Below are 22,242 nucleotides of genomic sequence, written 5' to 3' on the forward strand. Positions count from 1 at the left end.
GATGTGTATAAGAGACAGGGGTGGGAGGACGATACTGCTGACGTGCCCTCGCCGTCGAGGGCACGTCAGCAGTATCGTCCTCCCACCCTGCCGGGCTCCTCCGGTCATCCGCGAGATCGCACTTGTTGCCGTTCTGGCGCTGTCCAGAGCGGCAACAAGTGCGATCTCGCGGATGACCGGAGGAGCCCGGCAGGGTGGGAGGACGATACTGCTGACGTGCCCTCGACGGCGAGGGCGACGGCGGAAGGACGACGATGACCGACACCAGCACCGACCTCGAGGACATCAGCCTCGGGGGCCCCGACCGGATCCCCGTTCCCGAGGGCGCTTCGCCCGAGATCGCGGAGGCCGTGCGCGCGCTCTACACCGACGGCACGATCGGCAAGAAGGGCGCCTTCTCCCGCGAGTGGGCGACCGACATGGCCGAGGACGTGTACGTCGCGTTCCACCAGGCCCTCGCGCGGAAGGGCGGCACGATGGGCCGCGGTCCGCGCCGCTACTACGTCGAGATCCACCCCGAGCAGCTCCGCGGCTGGGTCGACATCGTCGACCACCCGTGGGTGCGCGCGCTCAGCGAGGCGGTCCTCGGGCCGGAGTACCAGATCGTCGAGCTCGGCTTCGACATCCCGTTCCCGGGTGCGAAGAACCAGCCGTGGCACCGCGACTTCCGGATGCCCGAGGCGACGCGTGAGGACCGGCGGCTGACGTCCCTCGCCTTCAACCTCACGGCGGTGGACACGGTCGACGAGATGGGCCCGTTCGAGATCGCCCTCGGCACGCAGTGGGACCTCTCGCCCGAGTTCGACCACGAGATGTTCCCGCCGGCGTCCTTCGCGCCGCGCTACGCCGAGCGTGCCGTCCGCAAGTACCCGAACATGGGTGACATCGCGGCCCGGTCCGCGCTCACGATCCACCGGGGCACGCAGAACTTCTCGTCGCAGCCGCGTCCGGTGCTCGTCCTCGGCATCGACGCGCCCGGTGCGGGGAACGCCGAGCACCACGACATGGCCGTCACGCATGCGTTCCACGAGTCGCTCCCCCAGCGGGTCCGCGACCACCTCGTCTGCCCGGTGGTCGACGAGCTCACGCCCATCGTGCAGAAGCACGACATCGAGGGCCTCATGATGGGCGGCGCCTGACCCCCAGGCCCCCCCACCGAAATCGCAGAAGATGCCGCTCCCCATGGCTTGGAAGCGGCATCTTCTGCGATCTCGCGGAACCGGGGCGGAGGCCCGGCTACCGCCCGGCGGGCACCGCGCGTCAGACGCCCGACACGACCCGCCAGGCGACGAGCCGCTCGTCCGCCGTCGTGACCTCGTGCACCGGCCCCGCGATCGTGAGCGTCGCGCGCGGCGTCGCGGAACCCGGGAGGTCCTGCGCCACGGCCTGCTTCTCGTTCACGATGACGCCGCCCGTGGTCTCCTCGGTGTCGACGGGGGCCGCCGACGCCGCCGCGTGATCGCCGATCCAGACCTCGACGTCGCCCGGCTCGACGACCCGGACCATGCGGCGGTCACTGAAGGCGAAGCGCGTCGTCGGCACGTCGAAGGCGACGCGGACGGACTCCCCCGCCTCGAGGTCGACCCGCGCGTAGCCGAGCAGCTGCACCACCGGACGGGTCACGGAGCCCTGGACGTCGTGGCCGTACAGCTGCACCACGTGGCCGCTCGCGGTCGCACCGGTGTTCGTCACGGTCACGGCGGCCGTGAACCTGTCCCCGGCGCCGACGGTCCGGTCGACGACGAGGTCCGAGTACGCGAACGTCGTGTACCCGAGCCCGAACCCGAAGGGCCGGAGCGGCGTCGAGTCCGTCGCGGTGACGTCCGACGGCCCGCCGAGCACCGGGTGCAGGTACGAGTACGGCTGCGCCCCCGCGGACCGGGGCAGCGACACGGGCAGACGCCCGGACGGTGCGACCCGACCGGTGATCACGTCGGCGATCGCGAGCCCGCCGCCCTCACCGGGGAAGAACGCCTGCAGCACCGCGCCCGGATTCGGGCCCGTGCCGTCGAGCGCCCAACCGATCGCGTACGGCCGACCGGTGAGCAGGACCACGACGACCGGCGTGCCGGTGGCGAGCACGGCCTCCACGAGCTGCCGCTGCACGCCGGGCAGTTCGAGTGACTCGGAGTCGTTGCCCTCGCCCACGGTGCCCCGGCCGAACAGTCCGGCCTGGTCGCCGACGACGACGACCGCGAGCTCGGCGGCGGCCGCCGCGTCGACGGCCTCCGCGAATCCAGTCGTGTCGTCGCCCTCGACCGCGCAGCCGACGGCGTGCACGATCTCGGTGGCCTCGAGGCCCGCCGCGGCGAACGCGCCGGGCAGTGCCTCGAGCACCGTCGGGATCGTGAACCCGAGTGGCAGGTCGGGGTGACCGGCGAGCACGTGGTTCGCGAACGAGTAGCACCCCTGCAGGGCCTCGGCCCGATCCGCGTTCGGACCGATCACGGCGACCCGGGCGGGTGCCGGACGATCGGCGCCGGAGTCGACCCGGGACCTCCCGATCGGCAGCACGCCGTCGTTGTGGAGGAGCACGATCGACTCCTCGGCGAGCCGCCGGGCGAGCGCCTGGTGGCGCGGCGAGTCCAGGTCGATCGCCGTCGGCGGCTCGTCCTCGTACGCGTCGTCGTCGAGCAGGCCGAGCGACTCCTTCTGCGCGAGCACGCGGAGCACCGCACGGTCGACGTACGCCTCGTCGAACTCGCCCGAGCGGACGCGGTCGACCAGCGGCTGCAGGTAGGCGTCACCGGTCGGCAGCTCGACGTCGATGCCGGCCTCGAGTGCGAGCGCGGCCGCCTCACCCCGGTCGGCCGCCACGCCGTGCATGACCTCGAGGAACGCGACGGCGAAGTAGTCCGCCACGACGACGCCGTCGAACCCGAGGCGCTCCCGGAGCACCCCGGTCAGGTAGTCGCCGTTCGCGGCCATGGGCACGCCGTCGATCTCGGCGTAGGAGTTCATGACGGATCGGACGCCACCGTCGAGGACCGCCATCTCGAACGGGGGCAGGAACACGTCTGCGACCTCGCGCGGCCCGGCGTGCACGGGGGCGTGGTTCCGCCCGGCGCGCGATGCGGAGTAGCCGAGGAAGTGCTTGAGCGTGGCGTGCACGCCGGCGTCCTGCAGCCCCCGCACGTACGCGGTACCGACGGTCCCGACCAGGTACGGGTCCTCACCGATGCACTCGTCGACGCGGCCCCAGCGGGGGTCACGGACGACGTCGAGCACGGGCGCGAGCCCCTGGTGCACGCCGAGTTCGCGCATGGAGTCCCCGATGGCGCGACCGACCTGTTCGACGAGTTCCGGGTCGAACGCGGCGCCCCAGGCGAGTGGCGTGGGGAACGTCGCGGCGCGCCATGCGGCGAGCCCGGTCAGGCACTCCTCGTGCACGAGCGCGGGGATCCCGAGCCGGGTCTCGCGCTTGAGGCGGCGCTGCTCGCCCCAGAGCCACGCCGCGCGTTCCTCGGCGTCGACCGGTCGCGTGCCGTAGACACGGGTGAAGTGGCCGATGCCGTCGCGGGTGACCTCCGCCAGCGGGGCCGAGGCGTCCTGCCCCGCGGCCATCTCGCCCTGCATCGGCGCGACGACGCCGTTCTGGTCGAGCCAGTAGCCGACGATCTGCGCCGCCTTCTCCTCGAGGGTCATCCGCGCGTGCAGGGCGCGGACCCGGTCGGACACGGTGGGCATGGCGGGCGGCGTCGCCGCGGCGATGACGGCGTGGTCGTCGACGTCGGTGGTGGTGGTGGTGGGGATCGCGGTGGTCACGCGTTCCTCGCTTTCGTCGGAGTGGGGCGACCGGTGGTCGGGATGGTGCGCGACGCACGCCAGGAGGCGCTCATCCCTTCACCGCGCCGGTCAGGCCGCCGACGATGCGGCGCTGGAAGATCGTGAAGAACACGAGCGCCGGGATCATCGACATCGTCGTGAACGCGAGCACCTTCGCGGTGTCCACGGAGTACTGGGACGAGAACGCCTGCACACCGAGCGGCAGCGTGTACTGCCCCTCGTTGTTGAGGATGAACAGCGGCAGGATGTAGCTGTTCCAGCTCGCGATGAACGCCAGGATCCCGGTGGTGACGACACCCGGCAGCGACAGCGGCACGATCATCCGGAAGAAGAACCCGAGCCGGCTCGCACCGTCGATCGACGCGGCTTCCTCGAGTTCGTCGGGGATCGCCCGGAGGAACGGCACGAGGATGATCACGGTCGTCGGCAGCGCGAACGCGATCTGCGGCAGGATCACCCCGGCCAGGTTGTTCGTCAGGCCGAGGTCCTTGACGAGCAGGTAGAGCGGTGTGATCGCGACCGTGATCGGGAACATCAGCCCCGCGGCGAAGAGCGCGTACAGCGCCCCGCGTCCGGCGAAGTGGTAGCGCGCGAGCACGAAGCTCACCATGAGTCCGAGGACCACGACGCCGACCGTGGTGGCGATCGCCGTGATCGCGGAGTTGCCGAGTTCCTGCCAGAACACCCCGCTCGAGAGCACGCTCGCGTAGTTCCCGAACTGCAGTGGGTCCGGCAGGCCCGCGGGGCTCGTCGTGATCTGCGCGTTCGTCCGGAAGCCGCCCAGGACGATGTAGAGGACCGGGGCGAGGTTCGCCGCGATGAAGACGATCGCGACGACGTAGGTGATCGGGTTGACGTGGGTGTTCGCCGCGCCCGACCGACGCCGACGCGTGCTGCCGGGGCCGGGGATGCTGGACCGGACGCCGCGGGACCGGCCCGAGCGGGCCTCCCGGCCGTCGATGGTGGTGGTCGCCATCAGCCGTTCCTCTCGGTGAGTGCGCCCGCGGTGTCGCGGCGCAGGACGAAGCGCTGGTAGAGGAGCGCGACGATGAGGGAGATCAGGAAGATCACCACGGCGACCGCGTTCCCGTAGCCGTAGTTGCCGGAGTTGCGGCCGTTCCCGACCATGTACGTCGCCATCGTCGAGGTCCCGGCGGTCGAGGCGATGTACTGACCCCAGATGATGTAGACGAGGTCGAACAGCTGGAGCGACCCGATGATCGACAGGAACGCCCAGATGCGGATGGTCGGTCCGAGCAGCGGCAGGGTGATCCGTCGCTGGATCTGCCAGTAGCCGGCACCGTCGATGGCGGCGGCCTCGAACAGTTCCTCGGGGATGCTCTGCAGCCCGGCGAGGAACAGGATCACGGCGAACCCGATGTACTTCCACGAGATGATGAGGAGCAGGGTCCAGATCGCGATCGACGGGTTCGACAGCCAGTCCGCGCGTAGGCCGCCGAGGCCGATGGCCTGCAGGAGGTCGTTCACCGCCCCGTTCGACTGGAGCATGAGGCTCCAGCCGGTGCCGACGATGACCTCGGAGATCACGTACGGCACGAACACGAGCACCCGGACGAGCGTCCGACCGCGGATCTTCTGGTTGAGGAGCAGCGCCAGGAAGATCGCCAGCGGACCCTGGAGGACCAGGGACAGCACCACGATGAACGCGTTGTGGAGCAGGACGGACTGGAACGCGCTGTCGGTGAAGATGACGACGTAGTTGTGCAGTCCGACGAAGTCGGTCGGGGTGCCGTAGCCCGCCCAGCGGAAGAACCCGTAGTAGGCGGCGAGCACGACCGGGAGGATCACGAACCCGACGAAGACGACGACCGCCGGTCCGGCGAGCACGGCGATCTCGGCCCGCTTGCGCCAGTCGGCCGGGGCCCGGGTACCGCGCCGGCCGGCGGGGCGGGAGGCACGTGGTGCGCCCCGCCCCGCCTCCGGTGCACCCGGGGGGCGCTGCGGGTCGGTGACCCGACCCGCAGCGATGGAGGTGTTCGCGGACACGGGATCAGCCCTTGGCCGCGGCCTGGCTGGTCGTCTTGACGATGTCCGCCGGGCTGCCCTTGCCGGCGAGCAGGTCGACGACGCTCGTGTTCAGCGCGTTGCCGACGTTCTGGCCGTAGAGGGTGTCGAGGTACTGCGAGACGTACGGCGCCTTCTGGTACGCGGCGAGGACGTCCTTGAGGTACGGCTCGGTGACGACGGACTGCGCGTTCTCGTTCACCGGGATGGTGTCGAACGCCTTGTAGTACGCCTCCTGCCTCGACTTCGTCACGATGTAGTTGAGGAACTGGGTGCAGGGCACCTTCGGCGCCTTGGCGGAGCACGAGTAGCCGTCGAGGCCACCCATTATCGCGCCGGCCTTGCCCGAGCCGCCGGAGATCGACGGGAACGGGAAGAACCCGAGGTCGGGCAGCGGCTTGGCGTTCGGGGTGAGCGAGGAGATCACGCCCGGGTCCCAGGAGCCCATGAGCTCCATGGCCGCCTTGTGGTTCGCGACGAGACCGGCGGAGCTGCCGGCGCCCTGCTGCGCCGCCGTGGTGAGGAATCCGTCGTTGAACGGCTTCGTGTCGTTGAACGCCTTGACGTCCTGGCCGGCCTTCGTCCAGCAGCTGCTGTCGAACTTCAGGTTGGACGCGGTCTTGTTCAGCGTGGCCTGGCTGCACTCCCGGAGCGCGAAGTTGTAGTACCAGTGCGCGGCGGGCCAGGCGTCCTTGGCACCGACGGCGACCGGTGCGACGCCCGACTTCTTGAGCTTGGCGATGTCCGCGTTCAGTTCGGTCATGGTCTTCGGGGTGCTCGTGATCCCGGCGGCCTTGAACAGGTCCTGGCTGTACCAGATGCCCTCGGGCAGGACGTCGATCGGCATGGCGTAGGTCTTGCCGCCCTGCTCGTAGCCGGCGAACGTGCCCTTGTTGATCGCGGCCTTCGAGGCCTTGTCGATCGAGCCGGAGATGTCCATGACCTGGCCGGCGTCGACCATGGCCTTCATCTTGCCGCCGCCCCGCTGCAGGAAGATGTCGGGGGCGTCGCCGGAGTTGAGTGCCGTCTGGAGCTTGCCGTCGAGGTCCTCGTTCTGGATTGCCTGGACCTTGATGGTGACGTTCGGGTGGGCGGCCTCGAAGTCCTTGACGGTGTCCGCCCAGAACGCCTTGCCCGGGCCGGTGGTCGAGTTGTGCCAGAAGGTCATGGTGACCTTGCCGTTCCCCGACGCGTTGTCCGAACCGCCGCTCGAACAGCCCGTGGCGAGCAGTGCGGTGCCCGCGGCCAGCGCGATGGCCGTCGCGAGCTTGATCTTCCTCGTCATTGTGGAAACCCCTCGGTAGTCGTCGTTGACATGCGGCTTCGAGTGCCGCAGACGAGAGCGTGGCAGGCGTGGCTGGCGTTGTCAATCGATATCGATAACGATTTCGGCGGGCGCGGCGACGACTCGTGTCGCACGATCCGGGCGGTACGGTGAGCACGTGGAGACCGTCGCAGAGTCCGCTCCCCCGCCCGGGCGCGCCACCATCAGCGACGTCGCGCGCGCGGCCGGGGTGTCCGTGCCGACGGTCTCGAAGGTCATCAACGGGCGCGACGGGGTGGCACCCGCGACGTCGAAGCGCGTGCTCGAGGTGATCGAGTCCCTCGGCTACGAGAGCTCCCTCGTCGCCCGGAGCCTCCGTCGGAGCCGCACCGACGTGATCGGCATCCTCGTCACCGAGTTCGAGCCGTTCTCCACCGAGCTGCTCAAGGGCATCTCGTCCGCGGCGACCGGCACGGGGTACGAGCTCCTCGCGTACGCCGGACTCGTGTCGGGCGAGACCCGGCCGGGCTGGGAGCGCCGGTCACTGTCGCGGCTCGCCGGGACCCTCATCGACGGCGCGATCGTCGTCACGCCCACGACGCTCATGTCGTCGACGTCGGTGCCGGTCGTGTCGATCGACCCGCACACCGGTCCCGAGGGCCACGCGGCGATCGACTCCGACAACGTCGGCGGTGCGCGGGCAGCGACCGAGCACCTCATCGACCTCGGACACCGGCGCATCGCGCACATCCGCGGCCGCGAGGACCTGGCGTCCGCCGAGCTCCGGGAGACCGGCTACCGGGAGTCCCTCGCCGCGGCCGGCATCCCGTTCGACCCGGAGCTCGTGCGGGTCGGCGGGTACCAGACCGCGCTCTCCGCCGAGGTCGCCCGTGCGCTCCTCACCCGTTCGGACCGTCCGACCGCGGTGTTCGCGGCGAACGACATCTCGGCGCTCGGGGTGCTCGAGGTCGCGCACGAGCTCGGTCTCCGCGTGCCCGAGGACCTGTCGGTCGTCGGCTTCGACGACGTCCCCCTCGCCGCGAACGCCACCCCGCCGCTCACGACGGTCGCGCAGCCACTGCACGACCTCGGCGCCGAGGCCGTGCACATGCTCCTCAACCTGCTCCGCGGACAGGACGTCCCGCAGCACGTGCAGCTGCCCGCGACGCTCGTGGTCCGCGCGAGCACCGGACCGGCCCCCACGCGCTGAGGCGGGCCGGAGGTCAGTCCCGCCCCGCCGCGCAGGTCACCGTGGCGGCGCTCTGCCCCGACACGGACCCGGGGAGCTGCGCCGTCGTGGCCGGCGCGCTCGGGGTGGACGCGCCCGACGAGGGCGCCGTTGCCGGCTTGGACGGGCCTCCCGCAGCGTGCCACGGCGGAACGGTGGGGGCGGCCGCCTTCGGCGGGTTCGGGTCGACCACGGCCGAGCGACCGAGGCTGCCGGCCGAGAGCGCGATCGGGTCGTCGTGACGGAGCGCGGCGTTCAGGATCCCCGCCGGGTCCGTCGCGACGTCGACCCGGTTCGGGTCCTCGGGGTCGTCGACCACGGGGTACTGCACGAACACCATGTTCGACAGGCCGACCGTCGTGACGGCCAGCGCGAGGCGCGCGAGGGTCCGCGGATCCGTCAGGGTGTCCGAGAGCGTCATGCTGCGGAACGCGGTGTCGGCCAGGCGGAGCACCTTCGCGGGGTTCGTCAGCGTCCCGGCCGAGACGACCTGGCGCGCGAGGGCGGACATGAACGTCTGCTGGTTGCTGATGCGGGCGAGGTCACTGCCGTCGCCGACGCCGTCCCGCGACCGGAGGAACGCGGCGGCCTGGGCGCCCGACAGTGAGCGGGTACCCGCGGGCAGGTCGATCGCCGGGGACACGTTGTGGTCGTGGATCGGCGTGGCGAGGCAGACCTGGACCCCGCCGACCGCGTCCGCCATCCGCACGACGCCGTCGAACGTGACCATGCCGGCGTAGGAGATCGGAACGCCGGTCAGCTGGCTGATGGTCCCCGCGACGCAGGCGAGGCCGTGGCGCTCCCCACCGCGCGAGAGCGCCGTGTTGAGCATCGCCCTCGAGGAGGCCGGTGTGACCGAGCCGTCGTCGTTCGTGCACGCCGGGATGGGCACCATGAGGTCGCGGGGGAAGCTGACGACGGCCATGTGCGTGTGGTCCTGCGAGATGTGGACCAGGATCGTCGTGTCGTTGTGCCCGACCCCGGAACTCGCGGCCTGGTTCGCCGCGCCGGTGAACCCCGCGCCCTGCCCGGTCCGGGTGTCGGTGGCGACGAGCAGCATGTCGACCTCGCCCGACTGCGCGGTGAGCGTCGGGACGGTCTCGTGCCTCACGCCCGGCAACGCCAGCGTCACCGCGGGCTTGGCGCCCTGCAGTACTTGCCAGGTCGCGATCGCCGCGACGGAACCGGAACTCACGACCGCGACCGCGACGACGGCGGCGAGGATCCGGAGGACGGCGGCGACCCGGCTCGAGCGGCGGAGCCGTCCGTGCCGTGCGATGCCGCCGCTCACTGCCGCATGTTCGCGCGCCATTCGTCCCCCTCGGAGTTCGGTGCCGTCCCAGGATCATCCCGGAAGCGGGTGCGAACCGCGTGCTGGCCGCGCCGCGACCCTGAATCGGCACTCAGGTTCGCCGCGTCCGGCCCCACCGCCGCGCGCGGGAACCGGCGCGGCCGGACGGAGCGGCGCGCGGGAACCGGCGCGACCGGACGCCGTCGCACGCCGTCCGTGTTATGTTCTCGCCCACAACAAACCTGACGACGATGTCCGGAAGGCGCCCGACATGCACGAGACCCTCCCCCCGCCCGGCCCGGCCGCACGGCTCGGCGAGGCCGTCCTCGCCGTCGTCGACGCCGCCGGCACCCCGCAGCCCGCCGTCCCGATCACCGTCGAGCAGACCCGCCACGCCTTCGTGTTCGGCAACATCGGCTTCGACTTCATCGGCCTGGCGAACGGCGAGCCCGACGACGTCGGGACCGAGGCGCTCGCGGAGCGGTACGCCGAGGTGTTCAACACGGCGACCCTCCCCTTCTACTGGGGACGGTTCGAACCGGAGCGGGGCGCGCCCGACACCACACGCCTCCGGGCCGCGGCGCGGTGGTTCCGCGACCGTGGGATCGCGCTCAAGGGTCATCCGCTCGTCTGGCACACCGTGCAGCCGGACTGGCTGCTCGGCCTGCCGCTCGACGAGGTGGAGCGACTGCAGCGTGCGCGCATCCGGCGTGAGGTCGCCGACTTCGCCGGGCTCGTCGACACCTGGGACGCGATCAACGAGGTCGTCATCATGCCGGTGTTCGACAACGGCGACAACGCCATCACACCCCTCGCCCGCGCCCGGGGCCGCGTGCCGATGATCCGGATGGCGTTCGAGGAGGCCCGTGCGACGAACCCGGAGGCCCGGCTCCTGCTCAACGACTTCGACCTGTCGAGCGACTACGAACACCTCGTCGAGGAGGTCCTCGACGCGGGGATCACGCTCGACGCCCTCGGTCTGCAGACGCACATGCACCAGGGCTACTGGGGCGAGGACACGATGCTCGCGACGGTCGACCGGTTCGCGCGGTTCGGCCTCCCGATCCACATGACCGAGTCCTCGCTCGTGTCCGGCGAACTCATGCCCGCGGAGATCGAGGACCTCAACGACCACCAGGTGCCGTCATGGCCGTCGACGCCCGAGGGCGAGGCGCGGCAGGCCGACGAGATCGAGCGGCACTACCGGAGCCTCGTGGGGCACGAGGCCGTCGAGGCCATCACGTACTGGGGCATCACCGACGCGGGCGCGTGGCTCGGCGCGCCGATCGGACTCGTCCGGGCGGACGGCTCCCCCAAGCCCTCCTACGAGGCGCTGCGCCGCCTCGTCCGCGACGTGTGGTGGCTCGGACCGACCGAACTCGTCACCGACGGACGCGGCGAGGTCCGTGTGAGCGGCTTCCGCGGCGACTACGCGGCACGGCTCGCCGGCACGACGACGCCCTTCACGCTCGGATCGGACGCGCAGCGGATCGCCCTGACCGTCCCGGCTGCCTGACCGCACCGACCGGCGGCCGGGAGGCACGGCACCGGCCCGTCCTGTCCCTCCCGACCGTTCCCTGGGTTGCGGAACCACCCGAACGGGCGCGGACAGACGACGAGGGCGCGGTCGTCGGACCGCGCCCTCGTCGTCCGGGCGCGCATCTGCGCGCCCGGCACGCGCGTCAGCCGCGCAGCTCGAGGTACTTCGCGATGAGCGCCTTCGTCGAGGCGTCCTGCGACGCGAGCGCCTCGGTGTCGCCGTCGACCGCGGGAGCGATCTGCAGCGCGAGCTGCTTGCCGAGCTCGACACCCCACTGGTCGAACGAGTCGATGCCCCAGATCGTGCCCTCGGTGAACACGATGTGCTCGTACAGCGCGATGAGCTGACCGACGACGCTCGGCGTGAGTGCCGGTGCGAGGATCGACGCGGTCGGTCGGTTGCCCGGGAACTCGCGGGCCGGCACGACGGACTCCTTCGTGCCCTCGGCGCGGACCTCGTCCGCCGTCTTGCCGAACGCGAGCGCCTTGGTCTGCGCGAAGAAGTTCGCCATGAACAGCGCGTGGACGTCCTGTCCGGGCTGCACGGCGCCACCGTCACCGGTCTCGTCCTGCAGCGGGTGCGCCGGGTTCGCGACGGCGATGAAGTCCGCCGGGATCAGCCGGGTGCCCTGGTGGATGAGCTGGTAGAAGGCGTGCTGGCCGTTCGTGCCCGGCTCGCCCCAGAAGACCTCGCCGGTGTCGGTCGTGACCGGGGAGCCGTCCCAGCGGACCCGCTTGCCGTTCGACTCCATCGTGAGCTGCTGCAGGTAGGCGGCGAAACGGTGCAGGTACTGCGTGTAGGGCAGGACCGCGTGGCTCTGGGCACCGAGGAAGTTCGAGTACCAGACGTTGAGCAGGCCCATGAGCACGGGGACGTTCTGCTCGAGCGGCGCGGTGCGCATGTGCTCATCGACCGCGTGGAACCCGGCGAGGAAGTCGCGCCAGTTGTCCGGCCCGATCGCGATGACGACCGACGTGCCGATGGCCGAGTCGACCGAGTAGCGGCCGCCCACCCAGTCCCAGAACCCGAACGCGTTCTCGGGGTCGATGCCGAACGCGGCGACCTTGTCGAGCGCGGTCGAGACGGCGACGAAGTGCTTGGCGACGGCGTCCTTGCGGGACTCGTCGGTGTCCTCGATCGCACCGGCGGCACCGAGCCGCTCCCACAGCCACTGGCGGGCCAGCCGGGCGTTCGTCAGGGTCTCGAGCGTGCCGAAGGTCTTCGACGCGACGATGAACAGCGTCGTCTCCGGGTCGAGGTCCGCGGTCTTCTCGTAGATGTCGGCGGGGTCGATGTTCGAGACGAAGCGGGCCTCGAGCCCCTGCTGCACGTATGGCTTGAGCGCCTCGTAGACCATGACGGGGCCGAGGTCCGACCCGCCGATGCCGATGTTGACGACGGTCTCGATGCGCTTGCCGGTGACGCCCTTCCACGCCCCCGACCGCACCTGCTCGGCGAACCCGTACACCTTGTCGAGCGTGGCCTGCACGTCGGCGTCGACGTCCTGCCCGTCGACCTCGAAGCCCGCCGGCGGGACCAGGTCGGAACCGGCGGCCGGGCGACGCAGCGCGGTGTGGAGCACGGCGCGGTCCTCGGTGACGTTGATGTGCTCGCCGCGGATCATCGCCTGGTACCGGCCGGGGACGTCGACGTCCTGCGCGAGCTGCAGCAGGTGGCCGAGGATCTCCTCGGTCACGAGGCCCTTCGACAGGTCGACGGTGAGGTCGGCGGCCTGGAAGGTGTACCGGTCGGCCCGGTCCGGGTCGGCGTCGAACCACCCACGCAGGTCCGGCGTGAAACCGTCGGCGATGCCGGCCAGGGCGCGCCAGGCCTCGGTCGAGGTGGGATCGACGGGAGCGGATTCGGTCAAGGGGTCCTCCTGAACAGGGAACGGTGCACGGCTCGCGGATCACGCGGCGCTGCGCGGCGGGCCGGGTCCAAATCTATTCCCCTGCCGCTCCCCCCGGCGGCAGGTGGGGACGACCGGGCGACAGGGGACGCTGGGGAGGGACGGGGCGGTCCGGCACCGTCCCTCCCGTCCGTCGCGGCTCGCCCCGCGGGGCGACGACGCGCTCGGTCAGCGCCCGATCGGGTCAGCGCCCGACCGGGTCAGCGCCCGTCCGGGTCAGCGCCCGTCCGGGTCAGCGCCCGTCCGGTCAGCGCCGGTCCGGTCAGCGCCCGTCCGGGTCAGCGCCCGTCCGGTCAGCGCCGGTCCGGTCAGCGCCCGATGGGGGCCATGTCCGGGTAGCGGTCGCCGGTGGGTGCCGGCAGTGCGGAGAGCCGCGCGACCTGCTCGTCGCTCAGCGTGAGGTCCGCCGCGCCGAGGTTCTCCTCGAGCCGCGAGACACGCTTCGTGCCCGGGATGGGCACGAGGTCCTCGCCCTGCGCCAACAGCCATGCGAGCGCGACCTGCGCGGGTGTGCCGCCGACCTCGTCCGCGACCGTGCGCACCTCGTCGACGATGCGCATGTTCGCCGCGAACGCCTCCTCCTGGAACCGGGGGTTCGCCAGGCGGAAGTCGCTCGATTCGAGGTCGGACGGCTTCGTGATCGCGCCGGTCAGGAACCCCCGTCCCAGCGGCGAGTACGGCACGAGCCCGATGCCGAGCTCCCGCAGGGTGTCGAGCACCTCGCCCTCGGGGTCCCGCGTCCACAGCGAGTACTCGCTCTGGAGCGCGGTGATCGGGTGGACGGCGTGCGCCCGGCGGATGGTGGCGGCGCTCGCCTCGGACATGCCGATGTGACGGATCTTGCCCTCCTGCACGAAGCCGGCGAGCTGCCCGATGACGTCCTCGATCGGGACCTCCGGGTCGACACGGTGCTGGTAGTAGAGGTCGACGTGGTCCGTGCCGAGCCGGCGCAGCGACCCCTCGAGCGCGATGCGGACCGACCGGGGGTCCGAGGTGATGTGCCGCTCCGTGCTCGGGGTCGTCTCGCCCTCGACGTGACGGATCAGGCCGAACTTCGTCGCGATGACGACGTCGTCGCGACGGTCGCCGAGCGCGCGGGCGAGGAGTTCCTCGTTCGTGTACGGCCCGTACGCCTCCGCCGTGTCGAAGAACGAGACGCCGAGGTCGATCGCCCGGTGGATCGTGCGGACCGACTCCGCGTCGTCCGTGCCGGCGCCCGTGTAGAAGGCGCTCATGCCCATCGTGCCGAGGCCGATCGCACCGACCTGCAGGTCGCCGAGTGTGCGGGTTTCCATGCTGTCTCCTGTCTGCCCGGCCGAGGACCAGCCGGTGCACGACCTCCATGGTGCTCGCCGCGCCTCGGGGCTGCGTGGACACCGCGGGGCGCGCGTCAGGCGTGCATGCGCGCACCCTTCGTGATCTTGTCCACCGCGTTCCGGGGCCCGCGCACGGCGATGCCGACCAGATCGAGGTCGTCGGCCGCCACGGCGGCGACGGCAGCGCGGTTGGCGGCGTCGTGCCCCGTCGCGAACAGGTCGCGCGTGTACAGGGCGAGCGGGACGCCGCGGGTGAGCGCCCGGGTCCGCGCGGCGGCGAGGACCTCGGGGCCGGCCGACATCACCATCACCGGCTGCCGGAGCATCGGGAGGTACCGGTTGCCGTCCGCGTCCGCGTAGGGCTCCCCGACGAGGTCCGGCTCACTCGTGGCGATGCCGCTCGTCAGGAACGCGGTGACGTTGAGCTCCTGCCAGGGCAGCAGGTGGTCGTGGAGCACCACGACGACCTTCGTGTCGAAGCGGACGGGTTCGGTGGTGGTGTCGTCGAGCGGTGCCATGTCCCCACGATCGCGCCGGGCACACCCGGTCGTCTTGTACGTTCCTTGCATGGTCGAGTCCGTGCGCGCGTGGCGGCCCGCCGTGCCCCTGGTGCGCGAGGTGCTGCACGCGGAGCACCTCGAGCACGCGTACCCGGCGCACACGCACGACAGCTGGACCCTCCTGACGGTCGACGACGGTGCCGTCGTCTACGAACTCGACGGCCGACGGCACCACGTGATGCCCGGGACGCTCACGGTCCTGCCGCCGGGCGTCCCGCACACCGGGCGCACCGCCACCGGCGGCGAGCGCTACCGCAAGCGGGTGCTGTACCTCGAACCGGAGTGGCTGCCGGCGGGGACGATCGGCGGCGCGGTCCACCACCCGGCGTTCACGGACGGGACGCTCGCGGCGGGCGTGGCCAGCATCCACGCCGCGCTCGCGCAGGCCGCGCCGACGACGGCCGCCCTGGCCGTCGAGTTCGGCGTCCTGCGCCTCGGCGCCCGGTTCCGCGACGCGTTCGGCGCGGACGCCACGGACCGCGACGACCCGGTCCTCGCCCGACGCTTCCGCGCGATGCTCGACGAGCACCTGACCGAGCAGCTCACCATCGCCGACGCGGCCGCCGCGCTGCACGTCCACCCGGCACACCTCGCCCGCGTGTTCTCGGCGGCGTTCCGGATCGCACCGCACCAGTACGTGTCGGCGCGGCGGGTCGACCTGGCGCGCCGACTCCTGCTCGCGGGACGCCGCCCGGTCGACGCCGCCGCCGAGGCCGGGTTCGCGGACCAACCCCACATGACGCGGCAGTTCCGTCGCGTGCTCGGGACGACGCCGGGGACGTTCGCCGCGGCGTAGAGCGCTCCAGGACGCCGCGTGCTACGAGGGCCGCCCGGCGAACGCCGTCACACCATGGACCGTGGGCACGAGCAGGAGGCCGTCCACCGACGTCGGCGTCGCGAACGTCGGCAATGCCGTCCCCGTGTGGAGGGTCTGCAGTCGGCGCCCGGACCGCGGGTCCCACTCCGACACGGTCCCCGTCGGGTACTCGACGGCCCAGAGGTCACTGCCGATCAGCGTCGGCCCGCTGTTCGCACCCGCCAGTCGGGGTCCGAGCGTCCGCGTCGCGAGGTCGACCCGCTGGATCCCGCCGCCTCGGCAGGGGACGAAGACGCGGTCCGTGCGGCGGTCGAACGCGGGTGCGCCGTCCGGGTCGCTGCCGCACACGTGGCGGATCGCGGTCACCTGCGACAGGTCTCCCTGCCGCAGCACGAACGCGGTGTCCGTCTTCCCGACGGCGAACACGAGCCCACCCGGGAGCAGCACGGGGTTGCTCGTCGACAGGTCCTCGTCGCCGCCCGCGACGCGGTCCTTGAACGCGGCGAGCGGCCGGAGGCCCGGGGACAGCTCCACGACGCTCTCGGTGTACCGCTCGGGATCGGGGCCGCCCTGCGGCGGATCGGGGTTCGCGTTGCCCGTCGTGACGAACAGGTGCCCGTCGGCACCGACCGCGATGCCGCCGCCCGACTCCCAGACCGCTCCGCCCTCGCCGTCCGGGGCGACCTCGAACGACACCGGGTCCGGCGCGCCGCTCTCGCGCACCCCGACGACCCAGCCGTGGTAGTGCCCACAGTCCCCCGCGTTGCCGCCGTAGCCGACGTAGACGCGGCCGTTCGCCACGGCCAGGGACACCCGCTGGAGCAGGTGCACCGGCGATTCGCCGGCCGGGAGGGGCGGGTCGACGTCCTCGGTCCGCACCGTCCGCCCCGTGGCCAGGTCGAGCCCCGAGAGCACGTGGTGCACGACGCCCCGGCCGGCGTCCACCTCGGCGACCACGTACACGATGCGCGTCGCCGGGTCGATCGCGGGCGTGCTCGTGATGCCGAGTGGGTCGATGTCGCCACAGCCCGCCACGGCGGCGACGTGCGTGAGCGGTGTGCCGAGCGTCCGAGACCACAGCACGTGCCCGGTCGTCGGGTCGAGGGCGACGACCCGGTTCCGCTCGGTGGCGGCGACGATGCGTCCGTCCGCAGCGACGGGCTGCCCCTGCACGGTGCCACCGGGGTCGACCGACCACCTCCGCGTCGCGTGGTCGAGAGGCGCCCCGGCGGGGACCGCACCCGTCAGCGTCGCGGTGCCGTGGTAGCTCGGCCACGAGTCGGACGCGGCGGCTCGGGACGGTCCCGTCCCCGTCGACGGTCCGGACGGGGCGGACGGTCCGTCCGATCTCGTCGGCGCGGTACCAGCAGGCGCTCCGGCGGACGGAGGCGGTGTCGTCGGCGCGACGGAGGGCCTCCCGGCCGTGCACCCGGCGAGCAGCAGCACGGCGACGGGCACGACCAGCGTGCGCAGGCGCACCCCGCGCCGTCGGTCTCGATCGTGATGGGTCGTCATCGAGCCCTCCTCGGCGCCGAGGGTAGCCCGACCGGTCCCCGTCGGTACGCCCGCTGGTCAGACTTCCGTGACCCGGCCCTCCTCGACGTGCCAACGGCGGTCGAGTCGCACGGTCTCGAGCATGCGGCGGTCGTGCGTCACCAGGAGCAGCGTGCCGTCGTAGGCGTCGAGTGCCTGCTCGAGCTGCTCGATCGCGGGGAGGTCCAGGTGGTTCGTCGGCTCGTCGAGCACGAGCACGTTCACCCCGCGGGCCTGGAGGAGCGCCAGACCGGCGCGCGTCCGCTCACCCGGCGAAAACTCCCCCGCGGCGCGACCGACGTGGTCGGCCTTCAACCCGAACTTGGCCAGGAGGGTCCGCACCTCGGCGGTGGACATCTCGGGCACGAGCCTCTCGAACACCTCGGCGAGCGCCGTGGCGCCCGTGAACCGCCTGCGCGCCTGGTCGATCTCACCGACGGCCACGTTCGACCCGGTGGACGCCGTGCCGGAGGTCGGCTCCTGCCCGCCGAGGAGTGCCCGCAACAGCGTGGACTTGCCTGCGCCGTTCGGACCCGTGATCCCGATGCGGTCGCGCGCGGCCACCTGGAGCGAGACCGGACCGAGCGTGAAGTCGCCCTGCACGTACGTCGCCTCGGACAGCGTCGCGACCACCGACGACGACCGCGGTGCCGTGCCGATGGTGAACTCGAGCTGCCACTCCTTGCGGGGCTCCTCGACCTCGTCGAGCCGGGCGATCCGTGACTCCATCTGGCGGACCTTCTGCCCCTGCTTCTCGCTCGACTCCGCCGACGCCTTCCGGCGGAGCTTGTCGTTGTCGGGGCTCTTCCGCATGGCGTTCCGCACGCCCTGGCTCGTCCACTCGCGCTGCGTGCGCGCGCGGGCCACGAGGTCCGCCTTCGTCGCCGCGTACTCCTCGTAGGCGTCCCGCTTGTGCTGCCGGGCGAGCGCGCGCTCCTCGAGGTACGCGTCGTACCCGCCCCCGAACAGCCGATGCGACGACTGGGCCAGGTCGAGCTCGAGCACGGCCGTGACCGAGCGCGCCAGGAACTCCCGGTCGTGGCTCACCAGGACCACACCGCCGCGCAGGCCCCGGACGAACTCCTCGAGCCGGGCCAGGCCGTCGAGGTCGAGGTCGTTCGTCGGCTCGTCGAGCAGCACCACGTCGAACCGCGACAGCAGGAGCGCCGCGAGGCCCACCCGTGCCGCCTGGCCTCCGGACAGCGACGTCATCGCCGAGTCGACCGTGAGCGAGCCGTGGCCGGTGTCGACGTCGAGTCCGAGATCCGCGAGGACGACCGGGATGCGCTCGTCGAGGTCCGCCGCACCGGAGGCGAGCCACCGTTCGAGCGCGACCGCGTAGTCGTCACCAGCAGCGTCACCGGCGGTGGGCTCGGCGAGCGCCGCGGCGGCGTCGTCCATTGCCGCGGTCGCCGCCGCACATCCGGTGCGTCGCGCGAGGTACCCGCCGATCGTCTCGCCCTCGACGCGCTCGTGCTCCTGCGGCAGCCAGCCGACGAACGCGTCCTTCGGCGACAGCGCGACCGACCCCGCCAGGGGTTCGTCGACCCCGGCGAGCAGGCGGAGCAGCGTCGACTTGCCGGCCCCGTTCACGCCGACGACGCCGATGACGTCCCCGGGCGCGACGGTCAGGTCGAGCGAGTCGAAGAGGGTGCGAGCGGCGTGCCCACCGGCGAGGTCCTGGCGACGAGCGTGGCGGTCATCTGCTCATGCTCCCACCCGGGGGAACGCGATCGTGGCGCTCCCCCGGGTGTGGTGCAGTGCGGTGCGGGCCCGGTGCCGCAGCGCTGGTGCCGCTACTTCGCGGTGGCCGCGGCGAAGGTCGCGTAGGACGCCTTCTTCTGGTGCGACGACGTGTACAGCCCGAAGTCGCCGTCCACCCCACCGTCCTGCCAGTCGTAGAGGAAGACCGGGCCGACCTGCGGGTACTTCGCGGCGACCTGGAACAGCTGGGTGATCGTCTGCTGCTGCTGCGCGACCGTGTACGTCGGGTACCCGCCGTCCGGGCCGGTGGGCATCCCGCTCTCGGTCCACCAGATCCGCATGCTGGCGTCCTGTTGCTGCTTCATGAGCGCCAGCAGGTCCGGCAGGACGGACAGCATGTTGTAGCCGCCGTCCGCGGCCGTCGGCATCGCCGGGTACGTGTACGGGTGCAGGTTCACGGCGTCGAAGGACCCGTGTCCGCCCTGCTTGTACAGCTGCCGGATGAAGTCGATGGGGTTGTAGTTGTTCCCCTGGGCGACGCTCCCGGGTGCCTGCTTGCCGTAGGGCGCCATGCCCGCCATGAGCACCACGGCGCTCGGATCGGCCGCGTGGATGATCGGGTGGACGGTCTTGAGGAGCCCCACGTACGCCGTCGGGTTCGCCTTCCCACCCCACTGGGCGCCGAGGTTGACCTCGTTGCCGACCTCGAAGTGGTGCACGCCCATCGACGCCAGACGCTTGACCGACGACGTCAGCCAGCCGTTCTTCGCCGTGAACCCGGCCGACTCGGGCATGGTCGTCGTGCCGTCCCCGAGGACCACGGTGACGTCGAGTCCGGCCTTGCGAGCCTGCTGGATGGTCTGGTCGCTGGCGCCACCGTGGGCGCTGACCGACCCGGCGTAGTTGTAGTCGAGCCGCACCCACTGCACGCCCACGGACCGCATGTCGGTGAACACCGACAGCGCTCCGCTCGCGGACATGCGGTTGATGGTGTTCTCGTACACGCCGCCGGGCGAGACGCCCTTGCCGTGCTCGGCAGTCGACACTGCGGCCGTCGTGACCACGTTCGGCGAGGGCGTGCCCGCCGTCGTGGAACGCGCGACGTCGATGGCGGCCCGGACGGTGCCCGTGGAGGCTGTTCCGGTCCGGATCGCGCCGGGTGCGGTGTGGGATGTCGCCGATCGGCCGGCGCCACTGGCCGGCGTGGGCGCACTGGTGTTCGTCGCGCATCCGGTCAGCGCGATCGATGCGATGACGGCCGTGGTGAGGGCCGACACGATCCCGCGCGTCCGGACGCGACTCCCGGGTTCCGCGGCGCGCCCTGATGCGCGCCGCTGGAAGCCGTGGCTGGTGTCCTGCTTCGAGTTCCTGATCTCCATGGGCTCGTCCCCTCCCTGAAAGGTCGTGAGCGGAGGGAACGCTAACGGTTTTTCGTCCCCCCGATGCACGGCGTTTCCTCAGGTCGAGAAGCCCGGAGTGACGGGACCTGGGGAGCCTACCGCGCCGTTTCGGGGTACGTCACGCGTTCGGGGGGCACCTGGACCTGAGTGAACTCGCAGATGCGTTCAGGTTCGGACGCGCCGTCACGACGGTCGCAGGCGGATCCTGACCAGCTCGTACACGAGCAGGAACGTCGTGAGCACCGGACGTTCCCCCCAGACGAAGTCACGAGCCGGGCGCAGACGACCGGCGAGCTCGGGCGCCTGCCGGGTCAGGTAGCGGCGCGCTCGCCGCGCGTGGAACGTGTTCGAGGCGAACCGGATCGTGTCCGCGGTCCGCAGCAGGTCCACCGTGTTCCGGACGTTCTCCCACGTCGTCCGCGACTCCTCCTCGAGCACCACCCGATCGGCGGGGAAGCCCCGGCGCACGGCCTCCTCCGCCATCACGGAGGCCTCCGACCGCACGCCCCGCGTCGGGCCGCCCGTGAACACGAGGCGTCCGTGGTCGGAGACACTGCGGAGCGCGATCCCGGTCCGCCAGCGCTGCATCGCGTTCGTCCGTCCGCGGGGACTCGACCGGTACCCGAGCACCACCACGAGTTCGGCGCCGTCGTCCGGACCGTCCGCGGTCAGGTCGCGCGATGCGAACCAGGTGAGGGCCTCCGCGACGGCGAGCCCGCCCGTGACGATCGCGGCGAGGCCGACGACGAACCCGAGGGGAGCGCGCGCTGTCACGGCACCCATGGTCGCATCGGCCACGGCCGCCACCGCCACCGCGTCCGGCGCATCCGTCGCGTCCAGCGCATCCGTCGTGTCCAGGCGCGGAGCAGCGCGCGACGCGGTTGGATGATCGAAGCGGCGACACCGCGTCGCGCAGGTGAGGGGCAGGAGCGCGGCATGCAGGACGACGAGCAGCGTGCGTTCCGACCGGAACCGGCCGCGGTGGCACCGCGGCGCCGGACCGCCGACGGTCTCGCGTTCCCCGCGATCGGGCTCGGCAGCCTGGAGGCCCGGGGCAGCGACGGCGTCGCAGCCGTCACCTCCGCACTCGGGCTGGGTTACCGCCTGCTCGACACTGCGTTCATCTACGACAACGAGGGCACGGTCGGCCGTGCGCTCCGCACCGCTCCGGTGCCCCGTGATGACGTCGTCTTCTCGACGAAGCTGCCGGGGCGTGCCCACAGCGCCGACCTCGCGCTGCAGTACGTCGAGGAGAGCCTGTTCCGCAGTGGCCTCGACCACCTCGACCTCGTGCTCATCCACTGGCCGAACCCGCGGGTCGGGCTCTACACGGAAGCCTGGCGCGCCCTCGTCGAGGCGCGGGAGCGCGGGCTCACCCGGATGATCGGCGTGTCCAACTTCCTGCCGGACCACCTCGACCGTCTGATCGACGAGACGGGGGTGGCGCCGGCCGTCAACCAGATCGAGGTGCATCCGTACTTCCCGCAGCTCGACCTGCAGGCCGAGAACGCCCGGCGCGGGATCCTCACCGAGGGTTGGTCTCCGCTCGGCCGCGGTACCGACCTGCTCGAGCACCCGGTGGTACGCCGCATCGCCGAGGTGCACGCGGTCTCCCCCGCGCAGATCGTCCTCGCCTGGTCGGTCACGCTCGGCGTGATCCCGCTCCCCCGGGCGGCCGACCCGTCATGGCAGGCGGAGAACCTCGACGTCTTCGCGATCCAGCTGAGCGAGGACGAGGTCGCTGCGCTGTCCGGGCTCGCACGCCCCGACGGCAGGGTCAGCGGGCAGGACCCCCGGACGCACGAGGAGTTCTGAGGGGCTCCGAGTTCCCGGGCATGCCGGCAGTCGTTCGGACGGCCCTGTCAGCGT

Annotated in this window: 17 protein-coding genes and 1 pseudogene; 6 read left to right on the forward strand and 12 right to left on the reverse strand. The window is 71.8% G+C overall.

Translation table 11 applies throughout. From position 1 onward, the window contains the following. Positions 1 to 254 precede the first annotated feature (254 nt). Positions 255 to 1,139, forward strand: coding sequence for a phytanoyl-CoA dioxygenase family protein (locus DEI82_RS14190; protein WP_111012785.1), 885 nt, complete (start codon positions 255 to 257; stop codon positions 1,137 to 1,139). Positions 1,140 to 1,260: 121 nt separating this feature from the next. Here the strand turns inward: DEI82_RS14190 and DEI82_RS14195 are convergent, their stop codons facing one another. The 4 genes from DEI82_RS14195 to DEI82_RS14210 all read right to left on the reverse strand — a co-directional run bounded on the left by DEI82_RS14195 (position 1,261) and on the right by DEI82_RS14210 (position 7,096). Next, positions 1,261 to 3,687, reverse strand: coding sequence for a beta-glucosidase (locus DEI82_RS14195; RefSeq protein ID WP_111037385.1), 2,427 nt, complete (start codon positions 3,685 to 3,687; stop codon positions 1,261 to 1,263). A gap of 148 nt (positions 3,688 to 3,835) precedes the next feature. Next, positions 3,836 to 4,762 carry a carbohydrate ABC transporter permease gene (locus DEI82_RS14200; protein ID WP_258372077.1) on the reverse strand — a complete coding sequence of 309 codons (927 nt, stop codon included), beginning with the start codon at positions 4,760 to 4,762 and terminating at the stop codon, positions 3,836 to 3,838. Beyond that, positions 4,762 to 5,775: a carbohydrate ABC transporter permease gene (locus tag DEI82_RS14205; RefSeq protein WP_111027433.1), complete on the reverse strand. Its 1,014-nt coding sequence runs from the start codon at positions 5,773 to 5,775 to the stop codon at positions 4,762 to 4,764. Before DEI82_RS14205 ends, DEI82_RS14200 begins: the two co-directional genes overlap by 1 nt. A 22-nt stretch (positions 5,776 to 5,797) precedes the next feature. Next, entirely contained in the window at positions 5,798 to 7,096 is a 1,299-nt protein-coding gene (locus DEI82_RS14210) for an ABC transporter substrate-binding protein (RefSeq protein ID WP_111037357.1), read from the reverse strand. Positions 7,097 to 7,253: 157 nt separating this feature from the next. On the opposite strand from DEI82_RS14210, the gene DEI82_RS14215 reads away from it, so the two are divergent. Next, positions 7,254 to 8,285 (forward strand): LacI family DNA-binding transcriptional regulator, encoded by a 1,032-nt coding sequence (locus DEI82_RS14215; RefSeq protein ID WP_111037358.1) that lies wholly within the window; start codon positions 7,254 to 7,256, stop codon positions 8,283 to 8,285. Positions 8,286 to 8,298: 13 nt separating this feature from the next. Here the strand turns inward: DEI82_RS14215 and DEI82_RS14220 are convergent, their stop codons facing one another. Further along, the gene (locus DEI82_RS14220; RefSeq protein ID WP_258372079.1) at positions 8,299 to 9,594 is read right to left on the reverse strand and encodes an LCP family protein; all 1,296 of its coding nucleotides are present in this window, start codon (positions 9,592 to 9,594) and stop codon (positions 8,299 to 8,301) included. A 271-nt stretch (positions 9,595 to 9,865) separates the two neighbouring features. On the opposite strand from DEI82_RS14220, the gene DEI82_RS14225 reads away from it, so the two are divergent. Next, positions 9,866 to 11,110 carry an endo-1,4-beta-xylanase gene (locus DEI82_RS14225; protein ID WP_111037360.1) on the forward strand — a complete coding sequence of 415 codons (1,245 nt, stop codon included), beginning with the start codon at positions 9,866 to 9,868 and terminating at the stop codon, positions 11,108 to 11,110. A gap of 166 nt (positions 11,111 to 11,276) precedes the next feature. On the opposite strand, the gene pgi is transcribed toward DEI82_RS14225, so the two are convergent. From pgi to DEI82_RS14240, 3 genes are all read right to left on the reverse strand, one after another. Beyond that, a complete protein-coding gene (pgi, locus tag DEI82_RS14230) occupies positions 11,277 to 13,004 on the reverse strand; it encodes a glucose-6-phosphate isomerase (RefSeq protein WP_111011335.1) in 1,728 nt (575 codons plus the stop codon). A gap of 347 nt (positions 13,005 to 13,351) precedes the next feature. Beyond that, positions 13,352 to 14,338, reverse strand: coding sequence for an aldo/keto reductase (locus tag DEI82_RS14235; protein WP_111037361.1), 987 nt, complete (start codon positions 14,336 to 14,338; stop codon positions 13,352 to 13,354). Positions 14,339 to 14,433: 95 nt separating this feature from the next. After that, positions 14,434 to 14,877 (reverse strand): DUF2000 family protein, encoded by a 444-nt coding sequence (locus DEI82_RS14240; protein WP_220037285.1) that lies wholly within the window; start codon positions 14,875 to 14,877, stop codon positions 14,434 to 14,436. A gap of 49 nt (positions 14,878 to 14,926) precedes the next feature. Here DEI82_RS14240 and DEI82_RS14245 point away from each other — a divergent pair, with 49 nt between their 5' ends. Continuing rightward, on the forward strand, positions 14,927 to 15,715 hold the full coding sequence (locus DEI82_RS14245; RefSeq protein ID WP_111012791.1) for an AraC family transcriptional regulator: 789 nt from the start codon (positions 14,927 to 14,929) through the stop codon (positions 15,713 to 15,715). A gap of 21 nt (positions 15,716 to 15,736) precedes the next feature. Here DEI82_RS14245 and DEI82_RS14250 read toward each other — a convergent pair whose 3' ends face one another. The 3 genes and pseudogenes from DEI82_RS14250 to DEI82_RS14260 all read right to left on the reverse strand — a co-directional run bounded on the left by DEI82_RS14250 (position 15,737) and on the right by DEI82_RS14260 (position 20,019). Next, entirely contained in the window at positions 15,737 to 17,251 is a 1,515-nt protein-coding gene (locus DEI82_RS14250) for a PQQ-binding-like beta-propeller repeat protein (RefSeq protein ID WP_111037363.1), read from the reverse strand. A 57-nt stretch (positions 17,252 to 17,308) separates the two neighbouring features. Next, positions 17,309 to 18,972: pseudogene (locus tag DEI82_RS14255) on the reverse strand (ABC-F family ATP-binding cassette domain-containing protein). A gap of 93 nt (positions 18,973 to 19,065) precedes the next feature. Further along, entirely contained in the window at positions 19,066 to 20,019 is a 954-nt protein-coding gene (locus DEI82_RS14260) for a hypothetical protein (protein WP_146242927.1), read from the reverse strand. A 10-nt stretch (positions 20,020 to 20,029) separates the two neighbouring features. Between DEI82_RS14260 and DEI82_RS16020 the strand changes: the two genes are divergently transcribed. Further along, the gene (locus DEI82_RS16020) at positions 20,030 to 20,371 is read left to right on the forward strand and encodes a hypothetical protein (RefSeq protein WP_181435227.1); all 342 of its coding nucleotides are present in this window, start codon (positions 20,030 to 20,032) and stop codon (positions 20,369 to 20,371) included. Between the two features lie 185 nt (positions 20,372 to 20,556). On the opposite strand, the gene DEI82_RS14265 is transcribed toward DEI82_RS16020, so the two are convergent. After that, positions 20,557 to 21,147, reverse strand: coding sequence for a YdcF family protein (locus DEI82_RS14265; RefSeq protein WP_181435228.1), 591 nt, complete (start codon positions 21,145 to 21,147; stop codon positions 20,557 to 20,559). A 162-nt stretch (positions 21,148 to 21,309) separates the two neighbouring features. Here DEI82_RS14265 and DEI82_RS14270 point away from each other — a divergent pair, with 162 nt between their 5' ends. Further along, positions 21,310 to 22,188, forward strand: a complete 879-nt coding sequence (locus tag DEI82_RS14270; RefSeq protein ID WP_111037365.1) for an aldo/keto reductase — start codon at positions 21,310 to 21,312, stop codon at positions 22,186 to 22,188. Positions 22,189 to 22,242: the final 54 nt, after the last annotated feature.

The sequence above is a fragment of the Curtobacterium sp. MCBD17_019 genome (assembly GCF_003234555.1).
Lineage (GTDB): Bacteria > Actinomycetota > Actinomycetes > Actinomycetales > Microbacteriaceae > Curtobacterium.

Excerpts from the sequence above, each read along its gene's own strand:
- DEI82_RS14250 (WP_111037363.1), bottom strand. The coding sequence starts at position 17,251 with ATGACGACCCATCACGATCGAGACCGACGGCGCGGGGTGCGCCTGCGC.
- DEI82_RS14190 (WP_111012785.1), top strand. The coding sequence starts at position 255 with ATGACCGACACCAGCACCGACCTCGAGGACATCAGCCTCGGGGGCCCC.
- DEI82_RS14200 (WP_258372077.1), bottom strand. The coding sequence starts at position 4,762 with ATGGCGACCACCACCATCGACGGCCGGGAGGCCCGCTCGGGCCGGTCC.
- DEI82_RS14270 (WP_111037365.1), top strand. The coding sequence starts at position 21,310 with ATGCAGGACGACGAGCAGCGTGCGTTCCGACCGGAACCGGCCGCGGTG.
- DEI82_RS14225 (WP_111037360.1), top strand. The coding sequence starts at position 9,866 with ATGCACGAGACCCTCCCCCCGCCCGGCCCGGCCGCACGGCTCGGCGAG.
- DEI82_RS14210 (WP_111037357.1), bottom strand. The coding sequence starts at position 7,096 with ATGACGAGGAAGATCAAGCTCGCGACGGCCATCGCGCTGGCCGCGGGC.
- DEI82_RS14245 (WP_111012791.1), top strand. The coding sequence starts at position 14,927 with ATGGTCGAGTCCGTGCGCGCGTGGCGGCCCGCCGTGCCCCTGGTGCGC.
- DEI82_RS14195 (WP_111037385.1), bottom strand. The coding sequence starts at position 3,687 with ATGCCCACCGTGTCCGACCGGGTCCGCGCCCTGCACGCGCGGATGACC.
- DEI82_RS14235 (WP_111037361.1), bottom strand. The coding sequence starts at position 14,338 with ATGGAAACCCGCACACTCGGCGACCTGCAGGTCGGTGCGATCGGCCTC.
- DEI82_RS14240 (WP_220037285.1), bottom strand. The coding sequence starts at position 14,877 with ATGGCACCGCTCGACGACACCACCACCGAACCCGTCCGCTTCGACACG.